The sequence below is a fragment of the Arsenophonus sp. ENCA genome (genome assembly GCF_002287155.1).
In the GTDB taxonomy this organism is placed as follows: Bacteria; Pseudomonadota; Gammaproteobacteria; order Enterobacterales; family Enterobacteriaceae; genus Arsenophonus; species Arsenophonus nilaparvatae.
This window is the reverse complement of sequence record NZ_NHNG01000694.1, coordinates 1-1,939: the sequence shown is the minus strand read 5'-3', so window position 1 is coordinate 1,939 and position 1,939 is coordinate 1. Positions and strand designations below refer to the sequence as shown.

3 protein-coding genes are annotated in these 1,939 nt (G+C 44.6%); 2 read left to right on the top strand and 1 reads right to left on the bottom strand.

Annotated elements, in window-relative coordinates:
- The coding region (locus CBG25_RS18285; RefSeq protein ID WP_290603601.1) for an IS30 family transposase at positions 1 to 439 on the top strand (439 nt) is incomplete at its 5' end.
- A gap of 395 nt (positions 440 to 834) precedes the next feature.
- Positions 835 to 1,335: a DUF1640 domain-containing protein gene (locus tag CBG25_RS18280; protein WP_290608446.1), complete on the top strand. Its 501-nt coding sequence runs from the start codon at positions 835 to 837 to the stop codon at positions 1,333 to 1,335.
- 169 nt (positions 1,336 to 1,504) lie between these two features.
- Here CBG25_RS18280 and CBG25_RS18275 read toward each other — a convergent pair.
- The coding region (locus CBG25_RS18275; RefSeq protein ID WP_290608444.1) for a recombinase family protein at positions 1,505 to 1,939 on the bottom strand (435 nt) is incomplete at its 5' end.

Below are 1,939 nucleotides of genomic sequence, written 5' to 3'. Positions count from 1 at the left end.
TACTGTATTTGGTAAAGATCAGAAGTCATTCTTACTGACTCTAGCGGATAAAGCTACCAAGCAGATTATTATCCGCAAGTTACCGAATAAACGCGCTGATACTGTTGTAGATGCTTTCCGTGACATTGTAGCAAATACCTTCTGTGACTTTAAAACTTTGACGGCCGATAACGGTTCTGAGTTCTCCATGCATAAACAGATAACTGAGATCACCGGTGCTAATGTCTTCTTTGCCAGGCCTTATCACTCATGGGAGCGTGGTTTAAATGAACACAGTAACGGACTTATCCGCCGTTTTTACCCAAAAGGAACGGACTTCAACTCAGTCACGGACAACGAGATTGCAGAACTTGAGCACATACTTAATACTCGGGGACGAAAATCGTTGGGCTATTTTTCTCCAAATGAAGTATTTTTAGCTCATCTAATGGCTGCATAACGTTTTATGGGTTTGTTGCGTTTCGACTGGGAATGGGCCCAAACTAAGGATCACGTACAAGGCCATACACGCTGTAACGTCATTTTGTCTTCGACCATTAAACTGCTGCATCGCTGCAAAGTCTGTAAAAAACCAAAACCCGCCTATCAGAGGCTGTCGGCTGTCGCAAAAAGGGGGGTATCATGTTTTTAATGATTTCAATATTTTGATTTTAAAGAAAAAATTAAATTATTTTTATTGTGAATACCCCTTTTGCGACAGCCTCATCAGGGCGGCGCAAGCGCCTTAAGGTCAACAGCAGGCGCAGATCGCACGGCTCACCGCTGCCAAACCCAGCTTTGCACTGCCGAAGAGAGTTGGTTACAATTAACAAAAAATAATGAGGAATATCACTTATGGGACAGGTAGCCTTTGATACACAAGAGTTTGTCGAGACCTTAGAAAACGCAGGGTTGCCGAAAGATCAGGCCAGAGCGATTTCTATCGCTGTTCGCAAGTCTCATGAAGTCGCTGATGTGGCTACAAAGGCTGATATCGTTGAAGTAAAACACGAAATTGCCGAGGTCAACCGCAACATCGCCGATGTTCGCAAGGACTTGTCAGCAGAGATCGCCGATGTTCGCAAGGACTTATCAGCAGAGATCGCCGATGTCCGTAAGGATATGGAGCATCGCTTTGACAAAAACGAAGCTCAGATACAGGCTCGCTTTGAAAAAGTTGAAGCGCAAATAACTGATGCAAGGAAGGAGGCAGCCGCTCGTGCTGATAAAACTGATGCTAAGATAGCCCTGTTACACAAGGATATTGAAAGCCTATCAAACAAGCTAATCATTAAAATGGCGAGTGTTATGGCTGCGATTGTCGGGCTTGCAACAGCTATCATTAAACTGGTTTAAATTGATTCATGCCAAAACCGCCTGTAAGCCTCTATAAGGCGTTCAAGTTCAAAAGCGCTACCATTGGGTTACTTATATCAAGAAAACGCCGTAGCGAGGCTTAAAGAGGCCTTAAAATTGATCCCTGATGCCTACTCGAAGTCAAATCTGGCACTGAACGCGACAACCCTCATTGGTTAACTGGAAAATATTTGTAGATGCTAGCCAATGAAACGCCATACAGTAATGCCAGCTGTTTTCTGCTATTGCCGGACTCAAGTAATTTTTTAGCCTGCTGTTGCTGTGCAGAAGATAATGCGCAAGGTCTGCCGCCGATACGTCCTCTGCTTCTTGCTGCTGCCAAGCCCGCCTTAGTACGCTCAACAATCAGTTCTCGCTCCATCTGTGCCAAAGCACTCATCACATGAAAGAAAAAACGGCCTGCGGACGTAGAAGTATCAATGGCATCCGTCAAGCTATGAAAATGAATCCCTTTGGCTTCCAGTTCAGAGATTAAACCGATTAAATGTTTGATGCTGCGGCCTAGTCTATCCAGTTTCCAAACAACCAACGTGTCGCCCGCTTTTAAGCAATTTAAAGCGCGTTTTAATCCGGGTCTCTGGTC